30 protein-coding genes, 3 tRNA genes and 1 pseudogene are annotated in these 26,517 nt (G+C 67.4%); 22 read left to right on the top strand and 12 right to left on the bottom strand.

The window, feature by feature from the left end:
• Positions 1 to 145: 145 nt before the first annotated feature.
• Complete coding sequence (locus AC5Y6Y_RS16435) at positions 146 to 973, top strand: hypothetical protein (RefSeq protein WP_473138615.1); 828 nt, start codon at positions 146 to 148, stop codon at positions 971 to 973.
• An 8-nt stretch (positions 974 to 981) separates the two neighbouring features.
• Here AC5Y6Y_RS16435 and AC5Y6Y_RS16430 read toward each other — a convergent pair whose 3' ends face one another.
• Positions 982 to 1,920 (bottom strand): class I SAM-dependent methyltransferase, encoded by a 939-nt coding sequence (locus AC5Y6Y_RS16430; RefSeq protein WP_473138616.1) that lies wholly within the window; start codon positions 1,918 to 1,920, stop codon positions 982 to 984.
• A gap of 129 nt (positions 1,921 to 2,049) precedes the next feature.
• Here AC5Y6Y_RS16430 and AC5Y6Y_RS16425 point away from each other — a divergent pair, with 129 nt between their 5' ends.
• Positions 2,050 to 3,084: a phosphotransferase family protein gene (locus AC5Y6Y_RS16425; RefSeq protein ID WP_473138617.1), complete on the top strand. Its 1,035-nt coding sequence runs from the start codon at positions 2,050 to 2,052 to the stop codon at positions 3,082 to 3,084.
• 234 nt (positions 3,085 to 3,318) lie between these two features.
• Here the strand turns inward: AC5Y6Y_RS16425 and AC5Y6Y_RS16420 are convergent.
• A pseudogene (locus tag AC5Y6Y_RS16420) lies at positions 3,319 to 4,335 on the bottom strand (phosphatase PAP2 family protein); the annotation flags it as partial.
• Positions 4,336 to 4,448: 113 nt separating this feature from the next.
• Here AC5Y6Y_RS16420 and AC5Y6Y_RS16415 point away from each other — a divergent pair.
• A complete protein-coding gene (locus tag AC5Y6Y_RS16415; protein WP_473138618.1) occupies positions 4,449 to 4,832 on the top strand; it encodes a YchJ family protein in 384 nt (127 codons plus the stop codon).
• Between the two features lie 15 nt (positions 4,833 to 4,847).
• Here AC5Y6Y_RS16415 and AC5Y6Y_RS16410 read toward each other — a convergent pair.
• Together AC5Y6Y_RS16410 and AC5Y6Y_RS16405 are read right to left on the bottom strand one after the other, a co-directional pair.
• Positions 4,848 to 4,920: transfer RNA gene (locus tag AC5Y6Y_RS16410), tRNA-Arg, on the bottom strand.
• Positions 4,921 to 4,952: 32 nt separating this feature from the next.
• A tRNA-Ser gene (locus AC5Y6Y_RS16405) sits at positions 4,953 to 5,044 on the bottom strand.
• Between the two features lie 83 nt (positions 5,045 to 5,127).
• On the opposite strand from AC5Y6Y_RS16405, the gene AC5Y6Y_RS16400 reads away from it, so the two are divergent.
• Together AC5Y6Y_RS16400 and AC5Y6Y_RS16395 are read left to right on the top strand one after the other, a co-directional pair.
• Positions 5,128 to 6,198 (top strand): aromatic amino acid aminotransferase, encoded by a 1,071-nt coding sequence (locus tag AC5Y6Y_RS16400; protein ID WP_473138619.1) that lies wholly within the window; start codon positions 5,128 to 5,130, stop codon positions 6,196 to 6,198.
• A complete protein-coding gene (locus tag AC5Y6Y_RS16395; protein WP_473138620.1) occupies positions 6,195 to 6,656 on the top strand; it encodes a DUF4334 domain-containing protein in 462 nt (153 codons plus the stop codon). Before AC5Y6Y_RS16400 ends, AC5Y6Y_RS16395 begins: the two co-directional genes overlap by 4 nt.
• Here AC5Y6Y_RS16395 and AC5Y6Y_RS16390 read toward each other — a convergent pair.
• Positions 6,638 to 7,240, bottom strand: a complete 603-nt coding sequence (locus AC5Y6Y_RS16390) for a TIGR03086 family metal-binding protein (RefSeq protein WP_473138621.1) — start codon at positions 7,238 to 7,240, stop codon at positions 6,638 to 6,640. The genes AC5Y6Y_RS16395 and AC5Y6Y_RS16390 overlap by 19 nt on opposite strands.
• 23 nt (positions 7,241 to 7,263) lie before the next feature.
• Between AC5Y6Y_RS16390 and AC5Y6Y_RS16385 the strand changes: the two genes are divergently transcribed.
• Entirely contained in the window at positions 7,264 to 8,088 is an 825-nt protein-coding gene (locus AC5Y6Y_RS16385; protein WP_473138622.1) for a crotonase/enoyl-CoA hydratase family protein, read from the top strand.
• Here AC5Y6Y_RS16385 and AC5Y6Y_RS16380 read toward each other — a convergent pair.
• The gene (locus AC5Y6Y_RS16380; protein WP_463826150.1) at positions 8,075 to 8,455 is read right to left on the bottom strand and encodes a hypothetical protein; all 381 of its coding nucleotides are present in this window, start codon (positions 8,453 to 8,455) and stop codon (positions 8,075 to 8,077) included. The genes AC5Y6Y_RS16385 and AC5Y6Y_RS16380 overlap by 14 nt on opposite strands.
• A gap of 39 nt (positions 8,456 to 8,494) precedes the next feature.
• On the opposite strand from AC5Y6Y_RS16380, the gene lipE reads away from it, so the two are divergent.
• Positions 8,495 to 9,736: a lipase LipE gene (lipE, locus tag AC5Y6Y_RS16375; RefSeq protein WP_473138623.1), complete on the top strand. Its 1,242-nt coding sequence runs from the start codon at positions 8,495 to 8,497 to the stop codon at positions 9,734 to 9,736.
• Position 9,737: 1 nt separating this feature from the next.
• Here lipE and AC5Y6Y_RS16370 read toward each other — a convergent pair whose 3' ends face one another.
• The 4 genes from AC5Y6Y_RS16370 to AC5Y6Y_RS16355 form a co-directional block, all read right to left on the bottom strand.
• Entirely contained in the window at positions 9,738 to 9,887 is a 150-nt protein-coding gene (locus AC5Y6Y_RS16370; protein WP_463826152.1) for a hypothetical protein, read from the bottom strand.
• Positions 9,888 to 10,096: 209 nt separating this feature from the next.
• On the bottom strand, positions 10,097 to 10,411 hold the full coding sequence (locus AC5Y6Y_RS16365; protein WP_499930123.1) for a hypothetical protein: 315 nt from the start codon (positions 10,409 to 10,411) through the stop codon (positions 10,097 to 10,099).
• Between the two features lie 37 nt (positions 10,412 to 10,448).
• On the bottom strand, positions 10,449 to 10,868 hold the full coding sequence (locus AC5Y6Y_RS16360; RefSeq protein WP_463826153.1) for an Hsp20/alpha crystallin family protein: 420 nt from the start codon (positions 10,866 to 10,868) through the stop codon (positions 10,449 to 10,451).
• A 166-nt stretch (positions 10,869 to 11,034) separates the two neighbouring features.
• Positions 11,035 to 11,121: transfer RNA gene (locus AC5Y6Y_RS16355), tRNA-Ser, on the bottom strand.
• 33 nt (positions 11,122 to 11,154) lie between these two features.
• Between AC5Y6Y_RS16355 and AC5Y6Y_RS16350 the strand changes: the two genes are divergently transcribed.
• Positions 11,155 to 12,132: an NAD(P)H-quinone oxidoreductase gene (locus AC5Y6Y_RS16350; RefSeq protein ID WP_473138624.1), complete on the top strand. Its 978-nt coding sequence runs from the start codon at positions 11,155 to 11,157 to the stop codon at positions 12,130 to 12,132.
• A gap of 2 nt (positions 12,133 to 12,134) precedes the next feature.
• Here the strand turns inward: AC5Y6Y_RS16350 and AC5Y6Y_RS16345 are convergent, their stop codons facing one another.
• Together AC5Y6Y_RS16345 and AC5Y6Y_RS16340 are read right to left on the bottom strand one after the other, a co-directional pair.
• Positions 12,135 to 13,064, bottom strand: coding sequence for an FHA domain-containing protein (locus AC5Y6Y_RS16345; RefSeq protein WP_473138625.1), 930 nt, complete (start codon positions 13,062 to 13,064; stop codon positions 12,135 to 12,137).
• A gap of 71 nt (positions 13,065 to 13,135) precedes the next feature.
• Positions 13,136 to 14,332, bottom strand: a complete 1,197-nt coding sequence (locus AC5Y6Y_RS16340; protein ID WP_463826156.1) for a cysteine desulfurase-like protein — start codon at positions 14,330 to 14,332, stop codon at positions 13,136 to 13,138.
• A 129-nt stretch (positions 14,333 to 14,461) separates the two neighbouring features.
• Here AC5Y6Y_RS16340 and AC5Y6Y_RS16335 point away from each other — a divergent pair, with 129 nt between their 5' ends.
• The 14 genes from AC5Y6Y_RS16335 to AC5Y6Y_RS16270 all read left to right on the top strand — a co-directional run.
• Entirely contained in the window at positions 14,462 to 16,477 is a 2,016-nt protein-coding gene (locus tag AC5Y6Y_RS16335; protein WP_463826157.1) for a DUF6541 family protein, read from the top strand.
• Positions 16,478 to 16,563: 86 nt separating this feature from the next.
• Entirely contained in the window at positions 16,564 to 17,034 is a 471-nt protein-coding gene (locus AC5Y6Y_RS16330; protein ID WP_473138925.1) for a bacterial proteasome activator family protein, read from the top strand.
• Between the two features lie 3 nt (positions 17,035 to 17,037).
• Entirely contained in the window at positions 17,038 to 17,865 is an 828-nt protein-coding gene (gene wzt / locus AC5Y6Y_RS16325; protein WP_473138626.1) for a galactan export ABC transporter ATP-binding subunit Wzt/RfbE, read from the top strand.
• A complete protein-coding gene (gene glfT1, locus AC5Y6Y_RS16320) occupies positions 17,858 to 18,772 on the top strand; it encodes a galactofuranosyltransferase GlfT1 (RefSeq protein ID WP_463826159.1) in 915 nt (304 codons plus the stop codon). The genes wzt and glfT1 overlap by 8 nt, the downstream gene beginning before the upstream one ends.
• On the top strand, positions 18,769 to 19,599 hold the full coding sequence (wzm, locus tag AC5Y6Y_RS16315) for a galactan export ABC transporter permease subunit Wzm/RfbD (RefSeq protein ID WP_463826160.1): 831 nt from the start codon (positions 18,769 to 18,771) through the stop codon (positions 19,597 to 19,599). Before glfT1 ends, wzm begins: the two co-directional genes overlap by 4 nt.
• Before the next feature lie 104 nt (positions 19,600 to 19,703).
• Entirely contained in the window at positions 19,704 to 21,515 is a 1,812-nt protein-coding gene (locus AC5Y6Y_RS16310) for a PE family protein (protein WP_473138627.1), read from the top strand.
• A 66-nt stretch (positions 21,516 to 21,581) separates the two neighbouring features.
• Entirely contained in the window at positions 21,582 to 22,049 is a 468-nt protein-coding gene (locus tag AC5Y6Y_RS16305; protein WP_473138628.1) for a GTP cyclohydrolase I, read from the top strand.
• On the top strand, positions 22,046 to 22,318 hold the full coding sequence (locus tag AC5Y6Y_RS16300) for a hypothetical protein (protein WP_473138629.1): 273 nt from the start codon (positions 22,046 to 22,048) through the stop codon (positions 22,316 to 22,318). The genes AC5Y6Y_RS16305 and AC5Y6Y_RS16300 overlap by 4 nt, the downstream gene beginning before the upstream one ends.
• A gap of 26 nt (positions 22,319 to 22,344) precedes the next feature.
• Positions 22,345 to 22,560, top strand: coding sequence for a hypothetical protein (locus tag AC5Y6Y_RS16295; protein ID WP_473138630.1), 216 nt, complete (start codon positions 22,345 to 22,347; stop codon positions 22,558 to 22,560).
• Positions 22,561 to 22,671: 111 nt separating this feature from the next.
• The gene (locus tag AC5Y6Y_RS16290) at positions 22,672 to 23,157 is read left to right on the top strand and encodes a GreA/GreB family elongation factor (RefSeq protein WP_473138631.1); all 486 of its coding nucleotides are present in this window, start codon (positions 22,672 to 22,674) and stop codon (positions 23,155 to 23,157) included.
• Between the two features lie 77 nt (positions 23,158 to 23,234).
• A complete protein-coding gene (locus tag AC5Y6Y_RS16285; RefSeq protein WP_463826422.1) occupies positions 23,235 to 23,600 on the top strand; it encodes a GtrA family protein in 366 nt (121 codons plus the stop codon).
• An 87-nt stretch (positions 23,601 to 23,687) separates the two neighbouring features.
• Positions 23,688 to 25,070, top strand: coding sequence for a decaprenylphosphoryl-beta-D-ribose oxidase (gene dprE1, locus AC5Y6Y_RS16280; protein WP_473138632.1), 1,383 nt, complete (start codon positions 23,688 to 23,690; stop codon positions 25,068 to 25,070).
• Positions 25,071 to 25,853: a decaprenylphospho-beta-D-erythro-pentofuranosid-2-ulose 2-reductase gene (gene dprE2 / locus AC5Y6Y_RS16275; RefSeq protein ID WP_463826166.1), complete on the top strand. Its 783-nt coding sequence runs from the start codon at positions 25,071 to 25,073 to the stop codon at positions 25,851 to 25,853.
• A 2-nt stretch (positions 25,854 to 25,855) separates the two neighbouring features.
• The coding region (locus AC5Y6Y_RS16270) for an arabinofuranosyltransferase (protein ID WP_499930122.1) at positions 25,856 to 26,517 on the top strand (662 nt) is incomplete at its 3' end.

Raw genomic sequence — 26,517 nt, 5'->3', positions numbered from 1 at the left:
TCGCTCCCAGATTCCAGCCAGCTCATGATCACGTCCGCATAGCGCGCACTGGTCTGCGGATAGGCACAATCCGGCTGCGGGGTGCGGAGGAACTCCTCGGTAACATGTCCCGACAACCATTGCGGCCAAGGAGGTTAACGGCACCGTGCCCGACACGTTGTTCGCGGATGTCTCGGAATATCAAGTGCCGGTGGACGACTCGTACCCCTACCAGGTGTTGTCGTTCCGGGTCTGCGACGGCACCTATCGGGACCACAACTTCGCGCGCAATTACGCCTGGGTGCGTGCGGCATTGGACAGTGGGCGAATGACATTCGCGATCATCTACACCTATGTACGCCCGAACTGGTCGGCCAACGCCGACACGGTGCGCTCGATGATCGAAGCTGAGGGCGGGTTGCACCCGCGGGTCGCGTTGATGCTGGACGTCGAATCGGGCGGTAATCCGCCAGGTGACGGCTCGAGCTGGATCAACCAGTTGTATTGGAACCTGGCCGATTACGCGGGTTCGCCGGCCCGCATCATCGGCTATGCCAACGCCTACGACTTCTACAACATGTGGCAGGTGCGACCGGCCGGACTACGGGTGGTGGCTGCCGGCTACGGATCCAACCCCAACCTTCCCGGGCAGGTCGCACACCAATACACCGACGGGCAGGGGTACAGCCCCAACCTGCCGCAAGGCGCACCGCCGTTCGGTCGGTGTGACATGAATTCCGCGAATGGACTGACACCGCAACAATTTGCCGCCGCGTGCGGCATCGTGACGAACGGAGGACCGCTGATGGCGCTCAGCGATGAGGAGCAGACCGAACTGCTGACCAAGGTGCGCGAGATCTGGGATCAGCTGCGCGGACCGCAGGGCGCCGGCTGGCCGCAGCTGGGGCAGGACAGCCAGGGCCAGAACCTCACCCCGGTCGATGCGATCGCAGCGATCAAGAAAGATCTGGAACAGGCCGAGCCGTCGACGTAGCGAATTCATCACCGCCGCAACGCTGCAACGAACAGCGTCGGCGGAATCGAGTGATCGAGATCGTCCGGAACGCTGCGACCGTAGCGGGCCAGCAGCTCGGCGAAGGTGGTCGCCGACGCGTCCCAGCCGCGCTCACGCAGCCAGTCGGCGACGGCGGTTCTCTCTTCGGCGTACCACAGGTCGTCGTTGTCGTTGACTTCAACGTTGGCCAGCCGCGCCGCGGTGGTGCGCATCTGCGCCATGTCCGCGCGCTGGCGTCGTACCAGGTCCGGATCCAGGAAGCCCGGCCCGGGCACGTTCGTCGCCAGCTGACTGCCGGCCGGACTCAGCACATCGATGCGTTCGAACAACAGATCCTGCGCCCGCGCGGGCAGGTAACGCACCAGGCCCTCGGCCGACCACGCGGTGGCCAGCTGTGGGTCGAAACCGGCGTCCCGCAACGCTTTTGGCCAGTCCTGTCGCAGGTCGACGGCAATGCTCACCAGTTGCGCCGTGGGCTGCGCACCGTGCTCGCGCAGCGCGGCAGACTTGAAGTCGAGCACCCGCGGCAAGTCGAGTTCGTACACGACGGTGCCGTCGGGCCAGTCCAGCCGCCACGCTCGGGAGTCCAGGCCGGACGCCAGAATCACCACCTGCCGAACACCGGCGTCAGCCGCGCCCAGGAAGAACTCGTCGAAGAATGCGGTGCGCGTTGCCATGAAGTCGACCATCAGCCGCACCCGGGCGAGCACCTCGGGTTCCACCTCGACCGCGCCGGAAAGCACCGCCGGGTCGGCATAGACGTTCCACATTCCGGAGCCGGCCGCGTCGAGGAACACCCGCGCGAACGGGTCCTGGATCAGCGGGTCGGCGCTCTCGGTTTCCGCGGCGCGCGCCGCAGCCACGCCCAGGGCGGTGGCGCCCACACTTTCGGTGATATCCCAGGAGTCATTGTCGGTGCGCGGCACGAGGACGATTGTTCCAGCCGGTTGCGCCTCGGGCGGCGGGCCGAGCATCCCCTACGCTTTTTGCCAGACGATCGACAGGCTGCAGAGGGAGCGGGACGTGTCAAACCGGTGCACTGCGCAGGCCGGCGCATGAGCGGCGTCGACTTGGCCGCCGTCGGCCGCTGGATGACAGATCAGGGGTTGGGTGAAGGTCCGCTGCACGACGTCGTTCCGATCACCGGCGGCACCCAGAATGTGATGCTGCGCTTCACCAGGTCAGGCCGGACCTACGTGTTGCGCCGCGGCCCAAGGCACCTGCGCACCCGCAGCAACAGCGTGATTCTGCGCGAAACCCGGGTGCTTGCCGCGCTGGCCGGCTCGGACGTGCCCCATCCGCACCTGATCGCGACGTGCGCGGACACCAGCGTGCTGGGGGACGCGGTGTTCTACCTGATGGAACCGATCGAGGGCTTCAACGCCGGTGAGGGTTTGCCGCCGTTGCACGCCGGGGATCCCGCGGTGCGCTACGGGATGGGCCTGTCGATGGCGGATGCCCTGGCCAAGCTCGGCGCGGTCGACCACGTCGCCGCCGGGCTGGCGGATTTCGGCAAGCCGGACGGTTTTCTGGAACGGCAAGTGCCACGCTGGCTTTCGGAATTGGCGTCCTACCAGGAATACGACGGCTACCCGGGACCGGACATCCCAGGCATCGACGACGTCGCCCGCTGGCTGGAAGCCAACCGCCCGACCACCTGGCAGCCCGGCATCATGCACGGTGACTATCACGCCGCCAACGTGATGTTCTCCCTCACCGGCCCCGACGTGGTGGCCATCTGCGACTGGGAGATGTCCACGATCGGCGACCCGCTGCTGGACCTCGGCTGGCTGCTGGCCACCTGGCAGCAGGACGACGGCTCATCGGTTTTCGGTCATGCCCTCGGCCAGAGTGACGGCTTGGCCAGCACCGACGACCTGGTGCGGCGCTATGCCGCCAACACCACCCGCGACCTGTCGCACCTCACCTGGTACACGGTGCTCGCGTGTTTCAAGCTCGGCATCGTGATCGAGGGCACGCTGGCGCGGGCCTGTGCCGGCAAAGCCGAGAAGGCGGTGGGCGACCAGCTGCATGCCGGGACGGTGCACCTGTTCGAACGTGCGCTGGGGATGATCGCAACCCGGCCCTGACCGGGTTGCGTCGCCGGCGGCAAAGAAAGCGGCGTAGAACCCGACACTGAAAGCCACCGTCGCCCCGCCGATCAGCGAGCCGAACACCAGTGGATACTGCGCCATCACCGGCGCCAGGAACCGGCAACACAACAGCAGCGCCGCCAGCAGCGCCGACCCGGACGCCACCAGCCCGGTGCGGGACCAACGGTTGCCCTGCGCACGCATCGCCGACTCCACCGTCAGGCACAGCAGGGCACCGGCCACCAGGTCCACGCCGTAGTGATAGCCGAAGCCCAGCGTGGCCGCGATGGTCCCCAACAGCCAGGTGGTGCCGCCCCACCGTAGCCAGCGCGGCCCGCGGCGGGAGTGGATGAAGGTCGCCAGCGCCCAACTGGTGTGCATCGACGGCATGCAGTTGCGTGCGGTCAGGTCGTCGAACGCGATCGCCCGCGGCGTGCGGATCTGCGGCAGTGCATGCGGCCAGTAGTCGCCCACTTGAAAGCCCTGGCCGGCCGGGCTGAACGCGAATTCCGGGCCGACCACCGGGAACAACACGTAGATCAACGGTCCGACCAGGCCGAGCACCAGGAACGTTCGCACCAGGAAGTGCCGCGGCCAGCCCGCGGAGTTCACGTGGCGTAGTTGGTAGACCACGACCACCATCGCGGCCAGCGGCAACTCGATGTAGACCCAGTGCAGCACGGCGGTGAGGATCGGCCCGCCCGCCTCGAACAGCCAGCCCATCACCCACGACGGTTGCCCGAGCGCGTGATCGGCCAGGTAGGCGTACTCGTCGAGGACGGTCGGCCGGACCATCGCCGTGATGCGCAGCCAGGTGTCGCCCACTTTGGTCGCGATGATGACCAGGAATCCCAGCGCGATCCCACGCAGCGCGGTCGCCCGCTGGGCGCCGGTCCAGCGCTGCCAAGCCACCAGGACCAGCCCGGTGAGCACGATCATCGGTCCGTTGCCGAACGTCACCGCGGCGCCGCGCACCGCACGTTCGGCGGCGAACACCACGTCGAGCCCCGCGGCCAGCGATAGCGCCCAGATCCGGCAGCGCATCGACACCCCGACGACGCCGATGCACAGGCCGACCCACGACACCGTCGTCGACTTCGGGGTGGCGACATAGTCGCTGATCAAGCTGTGCAACGGCCCTTGGAACCCAGCCGTGCCGGCCACGATCTGCAGGACTACCAGCAGCGATACCCCCACCGCGACGACGGCCGGGACCCAACTGTGGGTCCACCGGGCCCACAGTGGCACCCGGCGCGCGTCGTCAGTGAACACTCGTCGGATATTAGGTGTCCGTCAGGCATCAGAACAGGTAATTCCGGTATCAGATATCGGCGGCCGGCAGCGCTGACTACTTTGGACGGGTGAGCGAACTGCTCGGTCCGCCGTGTCCATGCGGCGGCGGCGAGGGTTATCTGGTGTGCTGCGGGCCGCTACACCACGGTGAGCGGCAGGCCCGGTCGGCCGAGGAATTGATGCGGTCCAGGTACTCGGCCTACGCCCACGGCGACGCCGATTACCTGTTCCGGACCTGGCACCCGCGGACCCGGCCGCCCGATCTCGTCCTCGATCCCGGGGTCACCTGGATCGGCCTGCAGGTGACCGAAAGCCTCCACGAAGACGACGAGCACGCGGTGGTGGCGTTCACCGCCCGTTTCGAATCCGCGGGACGGGTCGAGGAAATGCGCGAACGCAGCCGCTTCCAGCGGCGGGCGGGGCGATGGTGCTACATGGACGGTGACGGATGAATCAGCCAAAGAGAGCGCGCCCGAAGGGATTCGAACCCCTAACCTTCTGATCCGTAGTCAGATGCTCTATCCGTTGAGCTACGGGCGCCTGCGTTATTCAGTTGTCCAGCTGGTCCTGCGTGGCGGAGGCGAGAGGATTTGAACCTCCGGTTCCCTTTGAGGGGAACAACTCATTAGCAGTGAGCCCCATTCGGCCGCTCTGGCACGCCTCCATGGCCTTCCAAAGGGTACCCGACCCCGGAAACCCGGAGCCGCCGGAGGCATAGCGTACACAGCCGCGTCATATGCTGTCGAAATGACCGCCCGCCTGCGGCCCGCGCTGGCCGGGCTGCCCGTTTACGTTCCCGGCAAGACCGTGCCCGGGGCGATCAAGCTGGCCAGCAACGAAACGGTGTTCGGCCCGCTGCCCAGCGTCCGGGCCGCCATCGAGCACGCGACCGCGCACATCAACCGCTATCCCGACAACGGCTGCGTGCAGCTCAAAGCCGCGCTGGCGCGTCATCTGGGCCCCGACTTCGCCCCCGAACACGTGGCTGTCGGCTGCGGTTCGGTCAGCCTGTGCCAGCAGTTGGTGCAGATCACCTCCTCGGTGGGCGACGAGGTGGTCTTCGGCTGGCGCAGCTTCGAGCTGTACCCACCTCAAGTGCAGATCGCCGGCGCCACGCCGATCCAGATCCCGCTGACCGACCACACCTTCGACCTGGACGCCATGCTGGCTGCCATCACCGATCGCACCCGGCTGATCTTCGTGTGCAACCCGAACAACCCGACGTCGACCGTCGTCGACCCCGACGCGCTGTCCCGCTTCGTGAAGGCCGTGCCGCCGGACATCCTGATCGTCATCGACGAGGCCTACGTGGAGTACATCCGCGACGGCATGGCCCCGGACAGCCTGGGCCTGGTCCGCGCGCACGAGAACGTCGTGGTGTTGCGCACGTTCTCCAAGGCCTACGGGTTGGCGGGCCTGCGGGTGGGTTACGCGATCGGCCATCCCGACGTGATCACCGCGCTGGACCAGGTCTACGTGCCGTTCACCGCCACCAGCGTCTCGCAGGCCGCGGCGATCGCCTCGCTGGAAGCCGCCGACGAACTGCTGGCGCGCACCGACGCCGTCGTCGCCGAACGGGTGCGGGTCAGCGCCGAACTCCGCGCCGCCGGGTTCACGTTGCCGCCGTCGCAGGCCAACTTCGTCTGGTTGCCGCTGGGCTCCCGCACCGGGGACTTCGTGCAGCAGGCCGCCAATGCGCTGCTCGTGGTCCGTCCGTACGGCAGCGACGGTGTCCGGGTCACGGTGACCGCCGACCCCGAGGAGAACGACGCGATGCTGCGGTTCGCCCGCAGCTGGATCAGAGGAGGACACCCATGAGTCAGGCGCGCAAGCAGTTCACCGAGTTCAAGGAACGTACCGATCCGATCCCCGACGCCGAACTCGACGACTTCTGGGCAACACTGGAGCCCGCCACGCTGGACGGCATGCTCGGCGAGTGGAAGGGAGGCGAGTTCGTCACCGCCCACCGCGCCGTCGGCACGCTGGCCAAGATCAACTGGTACGGCAAGACGTTCAAATCGGTGCAGGACGTGCAGCCGCTCGTCTGCCTGGACGCCGACGGCAACAAATACTCCAACACCGAGCGGATGAAGGGCGAAGCCAGCCTGTGGCTGGAGGAGTTCCGCGGCGAAGTGACGGCCACGATGGTCTACGACGGGGCGCCCGTGCACGACCATTTCAAGAAGATCGACGACGACGCGGTGATGGGCATCATGAACGGCAAAGGCGTCGTGGACGACGGCCGCTACTACTACTTCTACCTCGAGCGCGACTGATCCCGGATGGGATCACGCCCCGTGAAGGCGACCAGCCGGTCCAGCGCGGGCGCGTCGTCGGGCACCTGTACCGGGTCGGCGAAACCGGCCTGGCGGCGCTGTTCGGGGCGGATGATCCGCTGCGCCAACCCCAGCACATACTCGGACAGCGAGTCCGGCGCATGCACGTCGTGCCCCACCGCGATCGCGTAATCCCAGCCGTGCACCAGGAATTCGATCGAGAACACCGCGACCGCGACCTGGGCGGGCATCGCGTTCTCACCGAGCGCGACATCGCCGGCCATCCCGCGTGTGTGCCACGCGTCCAGGGCCGGCCGGGCGGCGGCGACGACCAGACTCTCCACCGAATCGGTGTCGGCGGGCACGTTGATCTGAGCGCCGGCCATGCCGCCGAGCGTGGTGATCGAGTTCAGTAGATGCTTGGTCAGCGCTTTGACGTCGTACTCCCCGCACGGGGTCTGCTTGGTGCTGTCGTCGCGGCTGATGGTGTGCAGCACCTGTAGCAGCACCGCGAGGGTGGCTTCGGCGCTGTCCAGTTCGTCGGTGGGCGGCGAATCCGGTCCGGGTCGCAAATCTGAGGGCATGAGCGCCACGCTACGGTCTCGCTATGGCCGAAACATACGAATCCGTGTCCGTCGAGATCAAGGACCACGTCGCGCGGGTGACGCTGATCGGTCCCGGCAAGGGCAACGCCATGGGACCGGCATTCTGGGCTGAGCTGCCCGAACTGTTTCCGGCGCTGGACGACGACCCCGACGTGCGGGCAATCGTCCTGACCGGGTCGGGCCGAAACTTCAGCTACGGCCTGGACGTGCCGGCGATGGGCGGCTCGTTCACCCCACTGCTGTCCGGTGATGCGCTGGCCGGGCCGCGCGCGGTGTTCCACCGTGAAGTGAAGCGGATGCAGAACGCGATCACGGCTGTCGCCGACTGCCGCACCCCCACCATCGCGGCGGTGCACGGCTGGTGCATCGGCGGCGGCGTCGACCTCATCTCGGCCGTGGATATCCGCTACGCCAGCGCCGACGCCAAGTTCTCGGTGCGCGAGGTCAAGCTGGCGATCGTGGCCGACGTCGGCAGCCTGGCGCGGCTGCCGCTCATCCTCAACGACGGGCACCTGCGCGAACTCGCGCTGACCGGCAAGGACATCGACGCTGCCCGCGCCGAGAAGATCGGCCTGGTCAACGACGTGTATGCCGACGCCGACGCGACGCTGGCCGCAGCACATGCCACCGCCGCCGAGATCGCGGCCAACCCGCCGCTGACCGTGCACGGAATCAAGGATGTGCTGGACCAGCAGCGCACGTCGGCGGTCTCGGAGAGCCTGCGGTACGTCGCCGCTTGGAACGCGGCGTTCCTGCCGTCGAAGGACCTGACCGAGGGCATTTCCGCGACGTTCGCCAAGCGGCCCCCGCAGTTCACCGGCGAGTAACACACAGCCATAGGGCCGCAGCCAGCCATGCGCTCGACACCGCCAGCCCGGCGAACTCCAGCCAGCCGATCATGTCGCCGGCGCGGTGCCTGGTGTCGACGAGGTGGCTGACGGCATGCAGCACCCAGTGCGTGGTGGCGAAGGCCAGCGCCGGCACCCGCCAGGACGTCCACCGCAACGCGCCCAGCAGCAGTAGTCCCAGCGGGAACTCGAACGACGCGTTGTCGAGGATGTAGTGCGTGTTGCGGATGCCGAAGGCGCCCAGGGTGTCGAAGAAGATGCCGGGCGCCAACGCCATGAACAACCCCAGAGCCACCGAATAGAAGCCGAAAACGAGCAGAATCACCTCGACATAGCGTGTGCGCATGACCCTGAGGCTAGGCGCGCTTCACGTACCCTCACGAAGGTGGCGACCACCGAGACCCCCGACGGCAAGATCCGTGTCCCCGCCGATTTGGACGCAGTGACCGCCGTCGGCGACGAAGACCACTCCGGCGTCGACAGGGCCGCCGTGGAACGGATCTGGCGGGCCGCACGGCACTGGTATCAGGGCGGCATGCACCCGGCCATCCAGTTGTGCATCCGGCGCAACGGGCAGGTGGTGCTCAACCGCGCAATCGGTCACGGCTGGGGCAACGCGCCGACGGACGACCCGGACGCGGAGAAGATCCCGGTCACCACCACGACACCGTATTGCGTGTACTCGGCGGCCAAGGGCATCACCGCGACCGTGATCCACATGCTGGTCGAGCAGGGGGTCTTCGCCCTCGACGATCGCGTCTGCAAGTACATCCCCAGCTACACCAGCCACGGCAAGGACCGCACCACGATCCGGCACGTACTGACCCACAGTGCGGGCGTCCCGTTCCCCACCGGCCCGCGACCGGACCTCAAACGCGCCGACGACCACGAGTACGCACAGGAACAGTTGGGCAAACTGCGCCCGCTGTACCGACCGGGACTGGTGCACATCTATCACGCGCTGACCTGGGGTCCGCTGATGCGCGAAATCGTCTACGCAGCCACCGGCAAGGACATCCGCGACATCCTGGCCGCCGAGATCCTCGACCCGCTGGGCTTCCGGTGGACCAACTTCGGCGTCGCCGCGCAGGACGTCCCGCTGGTCGCGCCCAGTCACCCGACCGGCCGGCCGCTGCCGCCGCTGATCGCGGCGATCTTCCGCAAGGCGATCGGCGGCACCGTGCACGAGATCATCCCGTACACCAACACCCCGGCGTTCCTGACCACTGTGGTGCCGTCGTCCAACACCATCTCCACTGCCGACGAACTGTCACGCTTCGCTGAGATCTGGCGGCGCGGTGGCGAACTCGACGGCGTGCGGATCATGAGTCCGGAACGGATGTACGGCGCGGTGCAGCAATCCCGGCGGCTGCGGCCGGACTTCGCCGTCGGGTTGATGCCAGCCCGCTGGGGCACCGGCTACATGTTGGGCACCGACCGGTTCGGACCGTTCGGGCGCCACGCGCCGGCGGCGTTCGGCAATCTGGGCCTGGCCAACATCGCGATCTGGGCGGACCCGCAGCGCGGACTTGCTGCCGGCCTGATCAGCAGCGGCAAGCCCGGCCGCGACCCCGAACTCAAGCGCTACACCGCGCTGATGGACACCATCGCCGCGGAGCTGCGCTGAGTCACGCTCCGAGTAGCTGAGGATTGGCGTACCAGCTCGTCATGGGACTGTGGTCGCCGACGCGCGGGTAGTCGTCATCGGGCAGCGTCACCAGGTCATGTTGTTCCGCCCAGTCGACCGGGTCGGCTTCCAGCGTCATCACATCGATCATGTTCTGGCCTCCTCCTCGAACTCCTCGAACGTCGCGGGTGTGACAGTTGTGGTGGACGGGCCGCCCGCCCCGGTATGCGTCGCCCGACCTGGGCATCGGCGTGCTGGTTACCGGTGGGTGCCGGCTACGCCCATGATGTGGCCCGGGTCGCGGGCAGGCCCGCTGGTATGCGCGGTGATGGCATCACCTCCCTTCCCTGTGGATGCGGTTCACCGGGTAATGCCTGATTCGGCGCCCGGAGGACTGCGCTGCACGGCATCGATTCGACGCTCGGCCCCGCGCCGCGCGGAGGCCGTCAGCGGCCAAGACCGACCAGCACGTCGGGGCTCGTCGATGGCGCATCCGACGGCTGGTGGTGCCGGTGGCTGACAGAGCAGGCGTCGCTCGGCTGCGCACAGAATGGCGTCGACCTCGGCGATCAGCGCGATCAGCGACGAGTCGTCCGGGACCGGCGCCACGGTCGGTGGCGCCGGCGCGGTTGCGCGCGGTGTCTCCCGCGCGGCCCATGTGCTGCACTGCGACATCACTGACCCACTTTCCGTCAGCAATACGACCGGCCACTCAGGCGCTGAGAGCGTGCTGACCGTTTGTCCGGTTGACCGTGATCTTGCGCGGCTTGGCCTTCTCCGCCACCGGGATCTGCAGACGCAGCACGCCGGCGTCGTAGGAGGCCTCGATGCGGTCGGTGTCGAGATTGTCGCCGAGCACCAGCTGCCGGGAGAACACCCCGCGGGGCCGTTCGGCAGCCAGCATCTCCTTGCTCGACTCCACATCCGGGCGTTCGGCGCGGACGGTCACCACGTTGCGCTCGATGTCCAGGTCCAACGAGTCGGCGTCGATGCCTGGCAGGTCGAGTTCGACGATGAACTTTTCGCCCGCGCGCCAAGCGTCCATCGGCATCACCGTCGGACGCGCTGCGGTGCCCAGCGCCTGCTGAGTGAAGCGATCGAGATCGCGGAACGGATCGCTACGTACCAACATGGTCGCCACCTCCAACACTCCAATCATCATTGTTGTGGACAGGAAATCTGTGTCCGTAGACACACTTTTTATATAACTCGGGATGGAGTGTCTGGCAAGTGATGGAGCCAGAATTTTTTAGCCGGTCCGGTAGCCGCGCAAGGTTCCACCGGTGCCGGCGGACGAGCGGTGGCGGAGGGATTTGAACCCCCGGACGGTGTTAGCCGTCTCTCGCTTTCAAGGCGAGTGCATTAGGCCGCTCTGCCACGCCACCGTCGATAAGGGTAGCGGGCGGTAGCGTGGCCACATGCGTGCCATCGTCGCCGAATCCGCCGAACAACTGACCTGGCGGGACGTCCCCGACGTCACCGCCGGACCGGGTGAAGTGCTGATCAAGGTCGCCGCGGCCGGCGTCAACCGCGCCGACGTGCTGCAGGCCGCCGGCAAGTACCCGCCCCCACCGGGCGCCAGCGAGACCATCGGGATGGAGGTCAGCGGCACCATCGCCGATGTCGGTGCGGGTGTCTCCAAGTGGTCTGTCGGGCAAGAGGTTTGCGCGTTGCTCGCCGGCGGCGGTTACGCCGAGTACGTCGCCGTACCGGCCGGGCAGGTGCTGCCGATTCCAGCGCGCGTTGACCTCATCGACGCCGCCGGGATACCGGAGGTCGCCTGCACGGTGTGGTCGAACCTGGTGATGACCGCCCGGCTGGGTCCCGGTCAGCTCGCGCTGCTGCACGGCGGCGGCAGCGGCATCGGCACCCACGGCATCCAGGTGGCACGCGCCCTGGGCGCCCGGGTGGCGGTCACCGCCGGCTCAACCGAGAAGCTGGACTTCTGCCGGGAACTGGGTGCCCAGATCATGATCAATTACCAGGACGAGGACTTCGTCGCGCGTCTGGCCCAAGAGACCGAGGGTGCCGGGGTCAACGTGATCCTGGACATCATGGGTGCGGCCTACCTGGACCGCAACATCGACGCGCTGGCCACCGACGGATGGTTGATCGTGATCGGCATGCAGGGCGGGGTGAAGGCCGAACTCAACATCGGCAAACTCCTGGCCAAGCGCGCCCGCGTCGTCGGCACCACGCTGCGCGCCCGTCCGGTGACCGGCCCGAACAGCAAGAGCGCGGTCGTCGACGCGGTCACCGAATCGGTCTGGCCGATGTTCGCCAACGGCGCGGTCCGCCCGATCATCGGCGCCCGGTTGCCCGTCCAGCAGGCCGGCGAGGCCCATCAGCTGATGGTGTCGGGCAAGGTGACCGGGAAGATCGTCCTGACCGTCTGACACTACGAGCCCGCCGGCTCCTTGCGCGCGGTCACCGGGTACACCGTCGCCGTCCCGTGCCGCCCCTTGATCTGCACGATTTCACTTGGGCCCCAACTGAACTGGTCTACGACAGCAGCTTGCACACCGCTGGCCGCCAACACCGGTGCCCGACCCTCGCGCCCCGCCATCGAGGCCAACCGGAAGGCGACGTTGGTCGCATCGCCGATGACCGCGTCGGTCGACCTGGTCATCGCGGCCGTGGCGGCCACCCCCTGCACCACACCCCAGCCCATGCGAATCGGAGATCCATCCGGCGTGCGTAACGGCCACTCGGGCGCGAGATCGTCGACGAGCCGGTTCGCGGCGAGCGCGAAATCGATGGCCAACTCGGCGGCGTCGGGAAATCGGCGCACCTCCCAGACCGCGAACAGGGCGTCACCGGCGTAATGGCTCAGCGTGCCCTTGTGCGCGCGCAGCACACCGCCCACCTGGCGCCACAGTGTGTACAGGCTGCGCGCCATCAATTCCTCGTCGGTGACCTGCGAGATCGTCGAATAGTTGACGATGTCACCGACCACCATCACCATGGCGGACTTGCCGATCCGCGCCAGCGTGCTCTTCACCACCCGCTGGGGCACCCCGTTGAACCGCTCAGCGTGAAATGTCAGCAGCACATCGCCGATCTGGATCTCATCGGCCGGCCTGATCAGCAGCGCCACCGCTCGTTCCACCCGGACACCGTTGAGCGACGTGCCGTTGCTGCTGGTGTCGATCAGGAACGCCTGGTCGGACTCGGGGTCGAGGCGGATCTCGAGATGGGTGCGGGAGATCTCCGGGTCGGGTATGACCAGCCGGCGGGAAGCCCTGATCCCGGCGCATTCCCGCCCGACGAACAGCTGATCGAAGATGGGCACGCGACGCTCGGCGCCGGTTGCATCGATAACGGTCAAGTGCCCCAACGGTTCATCGGACCCCGGCCCCGTCGGCGCACCGAACCTATTGTCAGACAACACGTTCGGAATCAGCCCAGCGACGCCAGAGCCCGCACCAGCTGATCGACTTCAGCCATCGTGGAGTAATGCGCCAGTCCCACGGTGACCGCGCCGCCGATGTCGTTGACGCCGAGCGCATCGAGCACCCGCGAGTTGGCGTTGGCCATCGCCAGGATGCCGTTGTCCGCCAACCGCTGAACCACCCGGTCTGCGGGCACCTCGTTGACGGCGAAGCTCACCACCGGGATCCGCGCCTCGGGAACACCGAGCAGGATCACCAGCGGCAGCGACCGCAGCGAAGCCATCAGATAGTCGTAGACCCGGTTCAGGTAGGCGGCCGCGGAGTGCATCGACACCGAGAGCCGCTCGCGTCGGCTGCCCCGGGCCGCCTCGTCCAGTGACGCCAGATATTCGATGCTGGCGACGACGCCGGCCAGCAAACCGAACTGGTGGGCACCCACCTCCAGGCGCGCCGGGCCGGTGGCGTGCGGATTGGTTGAGACCGAACCGAAGGTGTTCATCAGCGACGCGTCGCGGAAAACCATGGCACCGATCGGCGGCCCACCCCAGCCCACCGCGTTCACCGTCACCACATCGGCGTCGGTTTCCTTGATGTCGAACAGCCGGTACGGCGCGGCCGCCGAGTGATCGACCACCACCAGGGCACCCACATCGTGCGCCAACTTGGTCATCGCGCGCAGGTCGGTGGCCGTGCCCAACGTGCCGGACGCCGACGTCACAGCGACCAGCCGGGTCGATTTGCCGATCAGGCTCTCCCACTGCCACGTCGGCAGCTCACCGGTCTCGATGTCGACCTCGGCCCATTTGACCTTGGCGCCGTACCGGTGCGCCGCACGCAACCACGGCGCGATGTTGGCCTCGTCGTCCAGGCGGCTGACGATCACCTCGTAACCCAGGCCGGACCGCGCCGACGACGCTTCCGCCAGAGACGACAACAGCACCGCGCGGTCGGCGCCCAGCACCACTCCGCTCGGATCGGCGTTGACCAGGTCGGCGACCGCCTCGCGGGCCGCCTCCAGCACCGCGGCGCTGCGCCGGGCCGACGGGTGCGCCCCGACCGCAGTCGCACCGGACCGGCGGAAGGCTGTCGACACGGTGGTCGCGACGGAATCAGGGATCAGCATGCCGCCCGGCGCGTCGAAGTGCACCCACCCGTCACCGAGCGACGGGTGCAACCCACGCACCCGGGCGACGTCGTAGGCCATGCCAGCCACCTTAAAGTCCTCAAGAACATTCGCCGTTTTGCGAACGGATTGTCGGTAGCGGGTGCGCCATTGACGTTCCAGCCGTTACGGCTTCCCGAGTGAGGACACCCGGCCAGCCATACTAGTCGAGTGAGCTTGTGGTTCGGAACGCTGATCGCATTGATCCTGCTGATCGCGCCGGGTGCCATCGTCGCACGTATCGCGCAGTTGAACTGGCCGATCGCGATCGCGGTCGGACCGGCGCTGACGTACGGCGTGGTGGCGCTGGCGATCATCCCCTACGGCGCCCTCGGCATCCCCTGGAACGGTTGGACGGGCCTGGCGGCGCTAGCGGTCGTCTGCGTAGCGGCGACGATTCTGACGCTGCTGCTGGCCCGTTTCCGGGACAAACCGGCCGAGGCGTGCGCGGTCCAACCCGGCCCCGGCCTGCTGGTCGCGGCCGGAGTGCTGCTGGGGGTCGTGTTGATCGGCTGGGCGGCGTTCAGCGGCATTCCGCACTGGCAGACGATCCCCAGCACCTGGGACGCGGTCTGGCACGCCAACGAAGTCCGCTGGATCCTGGACACCGGCCAGGCGTCGTCCACCCACATGGGCGAACTGCGCAACGTCGAAACACACGCGCTGCTGTACTACCCGTCGGTGTTCCACGCGCTGGCCGCGGTGTTCTGCCAGCTGACCGGAGCGGCCGCCACCACCGGCTACACGTTGAGCTCATTGGCCGCGGCCATCTGGCTGTTCCCGGTCAGCGCCGCGGTGCTCGCCTGGAAAGTGTTGCGCAGCCACACCACCGAGTGGCGCACCGCGGCGATCTCCGCGACGGCCGCCGCGCTGTCGGCGTCCTTCACCGCGGTGCCCTACGTGGAGTTCGACACCGCGGCGATGCCGAACCTGGCGGCCTACGGCGTCGCCATCCCGGTCATGGCGCTGATCACCTCGACCCCCGGCCACCGGGACCGCATCCCGGTGGCGGTGCTGGCCCTGGTCGGCGTCTTCTCGGTGCACATCACCGGCGGCATCATCGTGCTGTTGCTGCTGGGTGGCTGGTATCTGTTCGAGCTGCTCTGGCGTCCGGTTCGGGGCCGGCTCGCCGACCTACTGACGCTGCTGGGCGTCGGCGTGCTGGCCGGGCTGATCCTGTTGCCGCAGTTCCTGAGCGTGTCGCAGCAGGAAGACATCATCGCCGGGCACTCGTTCCTCACCTACCTGAGCATGCGGCACGGTCTGTTCGACGCGGTGTTCATGCATTCCCGGCACCTCAACGACTTCCCCTACCAGTGGGCGCTGAGCTTCCTGTGCGCTGTGGGCGGGCTGATCATCCTGGTCGACGGGATCAGGCGGAACCGCCGGGTCCTCAAACTCCCCTGGCGGCTGGCACTGCTGAAGGTGCCGTGGCCGCTGGCGGTCTGGCTGCTGCTGATCGTGATCAACGTCGACGCGGGCACCCCGCTCTGGGGCCCATTCGGCCGGGTCGCCGGCGCGTTCGGTGAGTTCTTCTACAAAGACCCGCGCCGGATAGCGGCCGCGACGACCCCGCTGTTCACCCTGATGGCGGCCGTCGCGCTGGTCGCGATCGTCGGCGGAGTCGTCACGCTGGTCCGGCGTCGCGTTCCCCAAGCCATGCCGCCGGAACTGTGGCGGGCGGCCGCCGCGGTGGTGATCGTGGGCATCTGCGTGGCCGGTGCCTGGCACTACTTCCCACGGCACCGGTTCCTGTTCGGCGACAAGTACGACCAGATCATGGTCAATCAACAGGACCTCGACGCCATGGCGTACCTGGCGACGCTGCCGGGCGCGCGGGACACCCTGATCGCCGATTCCAACGTCGACGGCACCGCCTGGATGTACGCGGTGGCCGGATTGCATCCGCTGTGGACCCACTACGACTACCCGGTGCAGATGGGCCCGGGGCCCAACCGCTACATCATCTGGGCCTACGCCCGAAAAGGCGACAGCGACGAGCGGGTCCCCAAAGCCATCAAAGCCCTCAACATCCGTTATGTGCTGGCCAGCGGCCCCACGGTGCGCGGGTTCAAGATTCCCGAAGGGCTAATCTCACTGGACAAGTCGCCGTACTGGACACTGATCTACGACAACGGCGGCGCCCAGATCTACGAATGGCATGACTACGCGGCGACGCACCGCTGACAGCACGCGTGAAGGACGGTGATGGGGTGAGCACGGGCCCGGAGGACGACGGTATCGAGGTCATCGGCGGTGTCGATCCGCGGTTGATGGCACTGCGTCAGGCTGAGGACGCCGACGACTCCGACGAACGCTCGCTGACCGACCTGGTCGAGCAGCCGGCGAAAGTCATGCGGATCGGCACGATGATCAAGCAGCTACTCGAAGAGGTGCGGGCCGCACCGCTCGACGACGCCAGCCGCACCCGGTTGCGCGACATCCACGCCACCAGCATCCGTGAACTCGAGGAGGGTCTGGCCCCGGAACTGCGCGAAGAGCTGGAACGGCTGACGCTGCCGTTCAACGAGGACACGCCCCCGTCCGACGCCGAGTTGCGGATCGCCCAGGCGCAGTTGGTCGGTTGGCTGGAAGGGCTCTTCCACGGCATTCAGACCGCGCTGTTCGCCCAACAGATGGCAGCGCGCGCACAACTGGAGCAGATGCGCCAGGGTGCGCTGCCGCCCGGGATGGGCAAACAGGGCCACCCCGGCGGGGCGCACGGCACCGGACAGTATCTGTAAGCCGTGTCGAGCGGGCCGCACATCGAGACACGCGACGCGTGGGTCGAATTTCCCATCTTCGACGCGAAGTCGCGATCGTTGAAGAAGGCCTTCCTGGGTAAGGCGGGCGGCACGATCGGCCGCAACAGCTCCAACGTGGTGGTCATCGAGGCGTTGCGGGATATCACCATGTCGCTGGAACTCGGCGACCGCGTCGGCCTGGTCGGCCACAACGGTGCCGGGAAATCGACTCTGCTGCGCCTACTTTCGGGCATCTACGAACCGACCCGTGGCTGGGCGAAGGTGACCGGTCGGGTGGCGCCGGTGTTCGACCTGGGCATCGGGATGGACCCGGAGATCTCCGGCTACGAGAACATCATCATCCGCGGCCTGTTCCTCGGGCAGACCCGCAGGCAGATGCTGGCCAAGGTGAACGAGATCGCCGAATTCACCGAATTGGGCGATTACCTGTCGATGCCGCTGCGCACCTATTCCACCGGGATGCGGGTCCGGCTGGCGATGGGCGTGGTCACCAGCATCGACCCGGAGATCCTGCTGCTCGACGAAGGCATCGGCGCGGTGGACGCCGAGTTCCTCAAGAAAGCGCAGTCACGGCTGCAGAGCCTGGTGGAACGCTCCGGAATCCTGGTATTCGCAAGCCATTCCAACGAGTTCCTGGCTCGGTTGTGCAAGACCGCGATGTGGATAGACCACGGCGTCATCAAGCAGCAGGGTGAAATCGAAGATGTGGTGCGCGCCTACGAAGGCGAGGACGCGGCGCGGCACGTGCGCGAGGTCCTGGCCGAGACCCGCCGCGATGACCTGACCCAAAGAGCCTCTGGCGGTGAGTGATTCCGTCTTCGCCGTGGTCGTCACCCATCGGCGCCCTGAGGAACTCGCTCGCTCGCTGAACGCCCTGAGCGGTCAGACCCGGCAACCCGACAAGCTGATCGTCATCGACAACGACGACTCCGCAGACAGCCGGGTGCGCCGCCTGGTGGACAGTCAGCGGATTCCGCAGCTTTACCTCAACTCTGCCCGAAACCTCGGTGGCGCAGGCGGTTTCGCACTCGGCATGCTCCTTGCGTTGGCGCACGGCGCGGACTGGGTGTGGTTGGCCGACGACGATGGGTACCCGCACGGACCCGACGTGCTGCAGACCCTGTTGGCCTGCGCGGAAAAGTACCGGCTGGCCGAAGTGTCACCGATGGTATGCAATATCGACGACCCCGACCAGCTGGCCTTTCCGCTGCGCCGCGGTCTGGTATGGCGCAGGCGGACAAGCGAATTGCGCACCGCGCCGGGTCAGGACCTGCTGCCCGGTATCGCGTCGCTGTTCAACGGCGCCCTGTTCCGGGCCTCGACGTTGGAAGCGGTCGGGGTGCCGGACCTGCGGTTGTTCATCCGCGGCGACGAGGTGGAGATGCACCGTCGGCTGGTCCGCTCCGGCCTGCCGTTCGGCACCTGTCTGGATGCGACCTATCTGCACCCGTGTGGATCCGACGAGTTCAAACCGATCCTGGGCGGGCGCATGCACACCCAGTACCCGGACAACCCGAGCAAGCGGTACTTCACCTACCGCAACCGCGGCTATGTGTTGTCCCAGCCGGGTCTGCGCAAGTTGCTGCCCCAGGAATGGGTGCGGTTCGCTTGGTTCTTCCTGGTGACCCGACGCGACCCTGAGGGTTTGCTGGAATGGTGTCGGCTGCGCCGCCTGGGGCGGCGCGAACAGTTCGGACGGCCCGGAGGTTCGGCATGACGTTCATCGACGCGGCGGCGCAGTCCAAGACGTTCGCCCGGGCCCGCGGCGATCTGGCCGCCGGCTTCCACCGCCGCGAACTCTGGTTGCACCTGGGCTGGCAGGACATCAAACAGCGCTACCGCCGCTCGGTGCTGGGACCGTTCTGGATCACCATCGCCACCGGCACCACCGCAGTCGCCATGGGCGGGCTGTATTCCAAGCTGTTCCATCTGGACCTGTCGGTGCACCTGCCGTACGTCACGCTCGGCCTGATCATCTGGAACCTGATCAATGCCGCCATCTTGGAGGGCGCCGACGTGTTCGTCGCCAATGAAGGGCTGATCAAGCAGTTGCCGACGCCGCTGAGCGTGCACGTGTACCGGCTGGTGTGGCGGCAGATGATCCTGTTCGCACACAACATCGTGATCTATGTCGTGGTCGCGATCATCTTTCCGAAGCCGTGGTCGTGGGCGGACCTCTCGGTCTTTCCGGCGCTGGCGTTGATCATGCTCAACGCGGTGTGGGTGTCGCTGTGCTTCGGCATTCTGGCGACCCGCTACCGCGATATCGGCCCGCTGCTGAACTCGCTTGTGCAGTTGCTGTTCTTCATGACGCCGATCATCTGGAACGACGACACGCTGCGCCACCAGGGTGCCGGCAACTGGTCCAAGATCGTCGAACTCAATCCGCTGCTGCACTATCTGGACATCGTGCGGGCACCGTTGCTGGGCGCACACCAGGAGTTGCGACACTGGGCGGTGGTCGTGGTCCTGACGATCGTCGGCTGGGCGCTCGCGGCGATCGCGATGCGGCAGTACCGCGCCCGGGTGCCCTACTGGGTCTGAGCGTCAGATCGGCTTCGCCAAAACGCCGGACATGGTGTCGCTGCACCGGTTACGATCCGCCACGTTGTTGCGGGGTGGGCAGAACACATCGGATTGGAGATGCGGTGTCCTACTTGGTCGCTGTCCCGGAAGCGTTTTCCTCGGCCGTCACCGGACTGGCCGACATCGGATCGGCACTCCAGTCCGCCAACGCGGCAGCGGCCGGCCCCACCACCCGCGTACTGGCCGCGGCCGCCGACGAGGTGTCTGAAGCGGTCGCGGTGTTATTCGGCGCACACGCCCAGGGCTACCTGTCGTTGAGCGAACAGGCCGCGGTTTTCCATAGCCAGTTCATGCAGGCACTCAATGCGGCCGGCGGGTCTTATGCATTAGCCGAAGCCGCTAGCGCCGCGCCGCTGGACGCCGCCGGACAGGCGGTCTTCGGGGTGATCAACGCACCCACCCAGTTACTGCTCGGCCGTCCGCTGATCGGTGACGGCGCCGCCGGCGGAACGGTCAACGGGGTCGGGCAGGCCGGCGGTGCCGGTGGCTTGCTGTTCGGCAACGGCGGCGCCGGCGGAGACAGCACTGCCACCGGAGTGGCCGGGGGCTCGGGTGGCAGCGCAGGTCTGCTGGGCAACGGCGGAGCCGGCGGCCGGGGCGGGCTGGGTGCTGTGGGCGGCGCCGGCGGCGCCGGCGGCTTGCTCTACGGCAACGGTGGCGCCGGCGGCACCGGTGGGGCCGCGGTTGCCGGTTTCAACGGCGGTCTGGCCGGGATGGGCGGCAGCGGCGGCAACGCCGCGGTGTTCGGCAGCGGGGGTCACGGTGGTCAGGGCGGCCAGGGACTGGCCGGAACCAGTGGCGTGAACCCCACGCCCACCGGACAGACGGCAGCGACCGGCGCCTTCGGCACCTTCAATTCAACCGACGGCGGAACGACCATCATCAGCGGCGGCGGCACCGGCGGCACCGGCGCAGCGGGAGGCCCCGGAGTCGGCGGCGGCACCGGCGGAGAGGGTGGTCGAGGCATCGCCACGAGCAGTTCAGGCAGTGGAAAGGTCATGATCGGGCTAGGCGGCGCCGGTGGTAACGGTGGCGAGGCTGGCGCCGGTGCAGCTGGCGGTGCGGGGGGCGACGGTGGCCTTGGCTTCATGAATGACAACGCCGGCACGTCGGGTCTCGCCTTGGCGACCGGCGGTCGGGGCGGATTCGGCGCACCGGGCGGGGTATACGGCGGCCAAGGTGGTGACGGCGGGGCCGGCGGCGACGCGACGGCTACGGCGAATTACTTCACGCGGCCGACCGGCGGCGACGGCGGTGACGGCGGTTTCGGCGGGACGGGCATGTCCGGCAGCGCCGGCGGCGTCGGCGGCACCGGAGGCAGTGGCGGTCGCGGCGGACTGTTGATCGGCAACGGCGGCAACGGGGGTGCGGGCGGCCTCGGCGGTAGCGGAGGTGGTGGCGACTTCGGCGGCAACGGCGGCAACGGTGGCAACGGCGGTGCCGCCCAAATCAGCACCACCGGCAACCCGGTGGCAGGTGACGGCGGCGATGGTGGTGACGGCGGCGCCGGTGGAGCGGGCGGCGACGGCGGTGCCGGCGGAGCGGGAGGTCAGGGCGGCGGCGCCGGACTGCTCGCCGGCAGCGGCGGCGCGGGCGGAATCGGGGGCGTTGGCGGTAATGGAGGAACCGGCGGGGTGGGTGGCGACGGCGGCAACGGTGGTGCCATCGGCAGCAACGGCACCGGCGCAACCGCCGGAAGTGGCGGCGATTTCGGCGCGGGCGGTCGCGGTGGCGCGGCGGGTGCGGCCGGCAGCGGCGGCAGCGGCGGAGCCGGTAGCGCCTTGAGCGGCAGCACCGGCGCGACGGGCGGCACGGGTGGGCCGGGTCAGGTCGGCGGCGACGGACAGAATGGCTCGCCTGGCAACAACGGCTAGCCAAGGGCCGCCGTCGCCAAGAATCCTTTGAGGATCCGCCAAGGATGCGGTCCGAGGCTATGCCGCATGCTGCGTCATGACCACGGCACCTCGCTCGCCGTCGACACCTTGTTGCACTATCCGATCGGTGGTGACGTCGCACCACCCGCCGAAGTCGATCTCGAACTGGTGCGCCCGATCCCGTTTCATTCCCTGTGCGAAGAGCACCTGCTGCCGTTCCACGGTGCCGTGCACATCGGCTACCTGCGCAGCGGAAAGCCGTTGAAGCATCCGGAATTCACCCGGATCGTCGATGCGTGCTCGAGTGGGATCCAGGTCCAGCAGCGCATGGCGACGCGGATCGGCCTGTGGGTGCACCACGAACTCGCCCCGTACGGGGTGGGCGTGTTGGTCGAGGGCGCCTACGCGTGCGCCGCGCCGCACGCCGACACCACCACCCTGGCGTTTTACGGCGCATTGCGGCACAGCGCCGAGCGCCAGCGCGACTTCCTCACCCGCACCAGACAAGAGCTCGTCAAATTAGCGGCCGAATGACCATGACCGATCTAGCTGTTGCTGAAACCGTCCATACCGCCACGATGCATCGTGACGACGCCCCGATCGGCCGGGTGGCGCGGTCTCATCTGCGGAAGCGGTTCGGTGCCTTGTCGTGCTGCCGTCGTTCCTGGTCCGACGACGGCAAGCACCTGTTCCTGCACGGTTTCGAGCTCGCGTTCGACATCGAATTCGCTTGCGCTGGAACCGAACCGGCACTTGACTGGCAGGCGCCGCGCTGCGACGGCAGTTCGGCCACACCACCCTGATCGCCGCCAACGACCCGCAACGCGACTTGTTCGAATTGCTGGCCGACCGCGGTGTGGTCGACATCCGGATCGTGGAAAGCACCGCCACCGAAGCCTCGGCAGCCTGGACGTTCGACACGGTGGAGCGGACCCTCGCGCACGCCACCGGCGGCCGGACCTGGGTGTCGCGCATCGCCGCCCAGGAGAGCGGCAACGAGGTGATCACGCTGACGGCGCTGCCTGCTCAGAACGCTCAGCGCTAGCCAACGGGGTCCCTGCCGCGCGGAATACCAGTGACGGCCGGGATAGTTGTGGTGTATCACTGAAAGCCACAAATCTCCGACGGCACTTCACAGGGCGAAAAGGCGGCGCAGGTGAGCGAGGAAGCCCAGTCAACTGACCTGGCAGCAGCGGCGCGCGACAACCTCGCTGCCGAACTGGACCGGCTCAGGCAGCGGCGCGACCGGCTGGAGGTCGAGGTCAAGAATGACCGCGGCATGGTCGGTGACCACGGCGACGCCGCCGAGGCCATCCAGCGTGCCGACGAACTGGCCGTGCTCGCGGATCGGATCAACGAACTGGACCGACGGTTGAAGGCCGGGCCGGCCGACACCGATCCGTCGGATGCGTTGCCGGCCGGAACCGAGGTGACCCTGCGGTTCGCCGACGGTGAGGTGGTGACGATGCACGTCATCTCGATCGTCGAGGAGACGCCGGTGGGTCACGAAGCCGAGACGTTGACCGCCCGCAGCCCGCTGGGCCAGGCACTGGCCGGCCACCAAGCCGGCGACACGGTGACTTATTCCACCCCGCAGGGCCCCACCCAGGTGGAGCTCATCTCGGTGAAGTTGCCCAGTTGACGACGCTCCCGCCCGAACCTGACGCCGTGCCGGCCGGTGAGGACCAGCACAAATATCTGCACCTGACCACCCAGGCGCTGCGCTTCGTCATCACCGGCGTGTTCGCGGCCATCGTCGACTTCAGCGTCTACGTGGCGCTCTACAAGGGTGTGGGTCTGCAAGTTGACCTGTCCAAGTTCATCAGCGTGGTGATCGGCACCATCACCGCCTATCTGATCAACCGGCGGTGGACGTTCCAGGCCGCGCCGAGCCGTTCCCGGTTCGCCGCCGTCATGGCCTTGTACGGAGTCACCTTCGCCGTGCAGGTCGGTCTGAACCACCTGTGCCTGGCGCTGCTGCACTACCGCAGCTGGGCGATCCCGGTCGCGTTCGTGATCGCCCAGGGTGTCGCGACGGTCATCAACTTCGTGGTGCAGCGCACCGTGATCTTCCGCGTTCGCTGAGCCGGCTTCAGCGTTCGATTCGCCGCCGCACCCGGACGCTCGCGTCCCGCATCGTCGTCACCCGGGCTCGCGGTACCCTCTTGGACGATGTTCAGCGCTGATATACCGACCACCCCGACCCGGCTGACCGGGTTCGGCCGCACCGCGCCATCGGTGGCCGATGTGCTCTCGACCCGTGATCCCGAAGTGGTAGCCAAGGCAGTCGCCCGCGTCGCCGAAGCCGGCGGCCGCGGCGTGATCGCCCGCGGCCTGGGTCGGTCCTACGGCGACAACGCACAAAACGGCGGCGGCCTGGTGATCGACATGACGGGGCTCAACCGCATCCACTCGATCAGCGCCGACACTCGGATCGTCGACGTGGAGGCCGGCGTAAGCCTCGATCAGCTGATGAAGGCGGCGCTGCCGTTCGGGCTCTGGGTCCCGGTACTGCCCGGAACCCGACAGGTCACCGTCGGCGGGGCGATCGGTTGCGACATCCACGGCAAGAACCACCACAGCGCGGGCAGCTTCGGCGACCATGTGCGGTCGATGGACCTGCTCACCGCCGACGGGCAGATCCGCCACCTCACTCCCGACGGCGAGCAGGCCGAGCTGTTCTGGGCGACCGTCGGCGGCAACGGCCTGACCGGCATCATCCTGCGGGCCACCATCGAGATGACACCGACCGAGACGGCGTACTTCATCGCCGACGGCGTGGCGACCAAGGACCTCGACGAGACCGTCGCCGTGCACCTCGACGGCAGCGAGAACAAGTACACCTATTCCAGCGCCTGGTTCGACCTGATCAGTCCGCCGCCGAAGCTCGGCCGGGCTGCGGTCAGCCGCGGCAGTCTGGCGACGCTGGATCAACTGCCCCCGAAGCTGGCCAAGAATCCGCTGAAATTCGATGCACCGCAACTGCTTACGGTGCCGAACGTGTTTCCGGTCAGTGCGATGAACAAGCTGTCCTTCATGGCGATCGGCGAGGTGTATTACCGGCTGGGTGGCACCTACAGCGGCAAGATCATGAACCTGTCGCAGTTCTACCACATGCTGGACCTGGTCAGTGGCTGGAACAATGCTTACGGGCCAATGGGTTTCGCGCAGCATCAGTTTCTGGTCCCACCTGATGCGATGGACGAGTTCAAAGCGATCATCCGCTGGATCCAGACCCAGGGCCACTACTCGGCGCTCAACGTGTTCAAGCTGTTCGGCCCCGGCAATCGCGCACCGCTGAGCTTCCCGATGGCCGGCTGGAACGTCGCGATGGACTTCCCCAACAAGCCCGGCATCAATGAGTTCCTCAACGAACTCGACCGCCGGGTACTGCAATTCGGTGGCCGCGTCTACACCGCCAAGGATTCCCGCGTGAGCGCCGAGACGTTCCACGCCATGTATCCGCGCATCGACGAATGGATTGCGGTGCGCCGCAAGGTTGACCCGTCAGGGGTGTTCGCCTCTGACATGGCCCGACGTTTGGAGCTGCTCTAGATGGTGCTGGACGCTGTCGGTAATCCGCAGACCATCCTGCTGCTCGGAGGCACCTCCGAGATCGGGTTGGCCATCTGCGAACGCTATCTGCGCAACGCTGCCGCGCGAATCATATTGGCGGACTTGCCCGACCATCCCCGCAAGGCGGAAGCCACTGCCGCGATGACGGCGGCCGGCGCCAAATCCGTCGAATGGATCGACTTCGACGCCACCAGCACCGACAGCCATCCCGGAGTCATCGACCGAGCCTTCGCCGGCGGCGACGTCGACGTCGCCATCGTGGCGTTCGGCCTGCTCGGCGACGCGGAGGAGCTGTGGCAGAACCAGCGCAAGGCGGTTCAGATCGCCGAAGTCAACTACACCGCAGCGGTTTCGGTGGGTGTACTGCTGGGCGAGAAGATGAAGGCCCAGGGCTTCGGCCAGATCATCGCGATGAGCAGCGCCGCCGGGGAGCGGGTGCGGCGGTCGAACTTCGTCTACGGCTCCACCAAGGCCGGCCTGGACGGTTTCTATCTCGGGCTCGGAGAAGCACTGCGCGAGTTCGGCGTTCGGGTGCTGGTGATCCGTCCCGGCCAGGTTCGCACCACCACGACGATCGCATACTGGCAGGCGACCGGCGCCAAAGAAGCGCCGCTGACCGTCGACAAGGAGTACGTCGCCGACCTCGCGGTCACCGCTGCCGCTAAAGGTAAGGAATTGGTTTGGGCGCCGGCAACATTCCGCTACGTGATGATGGTGTTGCGGCACGTCCCGCGGAGCATCTTCCGCAAGCTGCCCATCTGACTATGCGCAATGCGCTGGCCACCGTGGGCCAGATGGCCGCTGCGGCCTTCGTGGCGATTGTGATAGCGGTCGTAGCGCTGTCGGCCATTTCGCGGGTGCAGTGGCCGGCGTTCCCGTCGTCCAACCAGCTGCACGCGTTGACCACCGTCGGCCAGGTCGGCTGCCTGGCCGGGCTGCTTGCCGTCGGGCTGGTGTGGCGGCACGGCCGGTTCCGCCGGCTGGCCCGGTTGGGCGGATTGGTGTTCGTCTCGGCGTTCACCGTTGTCACGCTCGGCATGCCGTTGGGAGCCACCAAGCTGTACCTGTTCGGGATCTCCGTCGACCAGCAGTTCCGCACCGAATACCTGACCCGGCTGACGGACAGTCCGCAGCTGCGCGACATGACCTACCTCGGGTTGCCGCCGTTCTACCCGCCGGGCTGGTTCTGGATCGGCGGACGGGCGGCGGCACTCACCGGGACGCCGGGCTGGGAAGCGTTCAAGCCGTGGGCGATCACCTCGATCACTGTCGCGGTTGCTGTCGCGCTGGTGTTGTGGTGGCGGATGATCCGCTTCGAGTACGCGCTGCTGGTCACCACCGCCGCCGCGGCGGTGACGCTGGCCTACAGCTCCCCGGAGCCCTACGCCGCGATGATCACCGTGCTGCTGCCGCCGGTGCTGGTGTT

The organism is Mycobacterium sp. NGS24, assembly GCF_059813065.1.
This window is presented reverse-complemented; position numbering and strand designations above follow the sequence as displayed.

Bases quoted from the DNA above. Each gene is read 5' to 3' on its own strand.
- AC5Y6Y_RS16305 (WP_473138628.1), top strand. From the start codon at position 21,582: ATGCTGCGTCATGACCACGGCACCTCGCTCGCCGTCGACACCTTGTTG.
- dprE2 (WP_463826166.1), top strand. From the start codon at position 25,071: ATGGTGCTGGACGCTGTCGGTAATCCGCAGACCATCCTGCTGCTCGGA.
- AC5Y6Y_RS16370 (WP_463826152.1), bottom strand. From the start codon at position 9,887: ATGATCGATGTGATGACGCTGGAAGCCGACCCGGTCGACTGGGCGGAA.
- AC5Y6Y_RS16300 (WP_473138629.1), top strand. From the start codon at position 22,046: ATGACCATGACCGATCTAGCTGTTGCTGAAACCGTCCATACCGCCACG.
- AC5Y6Y_RS16385 (WP_473138622.1), top strand. From the start codon at position 7,264: ATGGCCGAAACATACGAATCCGTGTCCGTCGAGATCAAGGACCACGTC.
- AC5Y6Y_RS16425 (WP_473138617.1), top strand. From the start codon at position 2,050: ATGAGCGGCGTCGACTTGGCCGCCGTCGGCCGCTGGATGACAGATCAG.
- AC5Y6Y_RS16395 (WP_473138620.1), top strand. From the start codon at position 6,195: ATGAGTCAGGCGCGCAAGCAGTTCACCGAGTTCAAGGAACGTACCGAT.
- AC5Y6Y_RS16390 (WP_473138621.1), bottom strand. From the start codon at position 7,240: ATGCCCTCAGATTTGCGACCCGGACCGGATTCGCCGCCCACCGACGAA.
- AC5Y6Y_RS16360 (WP_463826153.1), bottom strand. From the start codon at position 10,868: ATGTTGGTACGTAGCGATCCGTTCCGCGATCTCGATCGCTTCACTCAG.
- AC5Y6Y_RS16340 (WP_463826156.1), bottom strand. From the start codon at position 14,332: ATGGCCTACGACGTCGCCCGGGTGCGTGGGTTGCACCCGTCGCTCGGT.
- AC5Y6Y_RS16330 (WP_473138925.1), top strand. From the start codon at position 16,564: ATGGCACTGCGTCAGGCTGAGGACGCCGACGACTCCGACGAACGCTCG.
- dprE1 (WP_473138632.1), top strand. From the start codon at position 23,688: ATGTTCAGCGCTGATATACCGACCACCCCGACCCGGCTGACCGGGTTC.
- wzm (WP_463826160.1), top strand. From the start codon at position 18,769: ATGACGTTCATCGACGCGGCGGCGCAGTCCAAGACGTTCGCCCGGGCC.
- AC5Y6Y_RS16400 (WP_473138619.1), top strand. From the start codon at position 5,128: ATGACCGCCCGCCTGCGGCCCGCGCTGGCCGGGCTGCCCGTTTACGTT.
- AC5Y6Y_RS16365 (WP_499930123.1), bottom strand. From the start codon at position 10,411: ATGTCGCAGTGCAGCACATGGGCCGCGCGGGAGACACCGCGCGCAACC.
- AC5Y6Y_RS16350 (WP_473138624.1), top strand. From the start codon at position 11,155: ATGCGTGCCATCGTCGCCGAATCCGCCGAACAACTGACCTGGCGGGAC.
- AC5Y6Y_RS16380 (WP_463826150.1), bottom strand. From the start codon at position 8,455: ATGCGCACACGCTATGTCGAGGTGATTCTGCTCGTTTTCGGCTTCTAT.